The organism is Pueribacillus theae, assembly GCF_003097615.1.
GTDB classification, from domain to species: Bacteria; Bacillota; Bacilli; order Bacillales; family UBA6769; genus Pueribacillus; species Pueribacillus theae.
In genome coordinates, this window is record NZ_QCZG01000088.1 from 1 (window position 1) to 2870 (window position 2870).

Genomic DNA, 2870 nt, shown 5'->3' on the forward strand with positions numbered 1-2870 from the left:
ATGGATTATCTTGCCGTAATCCACTGAACTTTAAAAAGACTTGATTAAGGAAATACGTCTTGTCTCTGGCGATATTTTTCATAAGATGGAAACGGGTTCTCGTTAAACGCTGCAAAGCTTCATATTGAATGGATTCTTTCATTTCGATAGGCAGTCGTCCAAAACGTAGATGGTCTGCGATCACCCAGGCATCAATGCGGTCGTTCTTCACCAGGGAATCATACCCTTTTTTAAAACGAGCCACCTTCCTCGCGTTCAAGACGTAAATATGGGATTGGATGTCTGGCTCATATCCTTGAAGTTGTTCTCTAAGATAATGAGCAAGATGCCACCCAAGATTTGAAGTGGCTTCCATCCCAACCTTAATTTGATTTAGCTGGCCTTTTTCTGCAGTAACCAACATCCTTTTAATCAGGGTGTCTGCCCCGTTTTGATCATTGGCAACAGAAAAACTGGCCAAGGAAGCTCCATCTCCAGCCATGAATTGTACATGGTGAGATTTTAAACTTACGTCTATACCAACTAACATTTGCGACATCGTATCACCTCCGGGTAAAGCAGTAATCAAGTAATCTCAGACCTGGGTGCCCATGGGAACCATCTAGATCTGCCTCGTCATCAGCACTCATCCGACGGGAAGACAATTTCGGGACGCTACTTCCCCTTCCAAATCGTCGGAGGCGCAACCAGCGGTTAGAAATTCAATGATGGGTCATGGGTAGCAGGCTAAAAAAGCAGTACACAAAGTGTCCGCAAGGAGGGAAAGAAATCTCCTGAGAAAAACTTGTCGACCCCATTGTCCCATAGGCAAGTCTGAGATTCTATCAAAAATCAGGGGAATATCTATTAAAAAAGTATTGCGGAAGCAATGCGTAAAGACACATTCGCAATACCTTTCTCTATATTTGATTGTTTTTAGGCACAACAAATAGACAAATGTCCAAAAAGGCATCTGNTTGAGAATGTCGAAACATTTCGATGTCTAAGATAAATGAGGTAATAGAATAATAACGAGTTTTAAATAAGGAGCAGCGTTTATGTTTCAATCGATTTTATCTAATCTGGCAATTCTATTATTAGGCCACTTACTGATGAGCACATTAATGCAATATCGGGAGCGCTTATCGAAAAGCCTAGTATTCATTTGTATCGTGTTACTTTTTTCAGGGGTAATCATTACGATGTTTTATTTACCGATCCAATTTGGCGAATATCGATTGGATTTGAGGTTAATACCACTTATATTTTTGTCACTGCTTAGAGGTTGGAAGATAACGCTCCCTATACTTGTTATTGCTTCCATTTGGCGTTTATTCATGGGGGGAGATGGTGCGATCCCCGGTATTATATTTGGAATGATCATGCCAACCTTATTTGCTTTGGCATTTTACAATCCAAACAAAAATCAAAGCGTCAACTTAAAAAGGGTTCTGATCATAACGGGATGTTGGTTTATTTCTGACTTTCCCATCATATTTATCTTTCCAAATGGAATGGAGGTATTTAAAAATATTTTTTTAATACGGTACATATCCTTTCTTGGAGTAGCTTTTATCTATTATACATTTGTTTTACTGGCATACAAAAATGAGGCTTTAAAAAACCAATTGAAATTTCTTGCTAGCCATGATCCTCTTACAAAACTACTAAACAGAAGTACATTTGTTGAAATAGTTGAAGAGAAAATAAATGACACACATATGAATCACTATATTGCCATCGTAGATATTGATTATTTCAAACAATTGAACGATACATATGGACATTTAGTTGGCGACAATATATTGATAGAGATATCATCTATATTTAAAAAGTACGAATGTGAAAATGTAAAGGTTGCGAGATACGGAGGCGAGGAATTTATTATTTACTTAAAGGCAATTAGCACTAAACAAGCGATAAAAACAATAGAAGGAATTCAAGATGAAATACGCACTACTTTATTTCAAGTAGATGACGATCTGTCACTAACTGTTACAGTGTCAATTGGGTTAGCCATGTTGGAAGGGGAATCCCCATTACAAGATGCCATTAAGCAGGCAGATACTAACTTATACTTAGCAAAGGAAAGAGGTCGAGATCAGTTAGTGGTACCTAGCGATTTGTACATTACCTTGAACAGACTGTAAATTGGAAACTGGGATTGATTTTTGAAAAATGGACAAAATAATTTTGAATGTTAATTAGCGATGTATCCTAACGCCAATATTTTGATGATATCTGCTCCACGCCGAACTCCACTATCCATTAGAATAGGAATCTTATTTTGAACTGCCTCCCAAATAGAGGGAAGAGCTTCTATCGTGGCCATAGCTCCATCCAATTGCCATGGTTTGAAACGATAATTCCGTCTGCTCCATGTTCGCGCTTATTACCTCCTGTTTGCATATACTCATCCAGCTAGAAACGAAAAGCAAAAAGACGCTGCTTCGAATTAGTCGTTGACTAAAGGCGGTCAACCTGCATACATATGGCTTCGTCGTTTTGAACAAAAAACAGATACTTTAACTGCCGTTATCCCTTTTGTCTAACTGTAAAATTTTTGCCAAATAGACAGTGCCACCTTAATTAAGGCTTTGCCTTTTTGGCACTCGTCTGGAAGAAAACATTTACAGAATATTCTACAAATAATTATGCGATGCTATTGGTATAGGTTAGGCCTTATCACGAAAAAGATTGTAGGTGAGGTTTTAGGAGTATAAAATAAAGAAAAAACCTTAACGCGTTAGTTCATACATAATGTCCTAGAACGCGTGAAAGGAGAGGTGTGATGTGTTGCGTGTTATGCTTGTTGATGATGAAGACAGCCTTGAAGAGTAAAAATTCTTCGAGATAATTCCCCCCTAAATTTTGATAAATATGGGATAATT

General features: G+C 38.0%; 2 protein-coding genes and 1 pseudogene. 1 reads left to right on the top strand and 2 read right to left on the bottom strand.

What is annotated here, in order from left to right; genetic code table 11:
* On the bottom strand, positions 1 to 538 hold a 538-nt coding region (locus tag DCC39_RS18635; protein ID WP_133243516.1), incomplete at its 3' end, for an IS110 family transposase.
* Between the two features lie 499 nt (positions 539 to 1037).
* Here DCC39_RS18635 and DCC39_RS18640 point away from each other — a divergent pair.
* On the top strand, positions 1038 to 2129 hold the full coding sequence (locus DCC39_RS18640; RefSeq protein ID WP_116556383.1) for a GGDEF domain-containing protein: 1092 nt from the start codon (positions 1038 to 1040) through the stop codon (positions 2127 to 2129).
* Between the two features lie 65 nt (positions 2130 to 2194).
* On the opposite strand, the pseudogene DCC39_RS18645 reads toward DCC39_RS18640, so the two are convergent.
* Positions 2195 to 2364, bottom strand: a pseudogene (locus DCC39_RS18645) (alpha-hydroxy-acid oxidizing protein); the annotation flags it as partial.
* Positions 2365 to 2870: the final 506 nt, after the last annotated feature.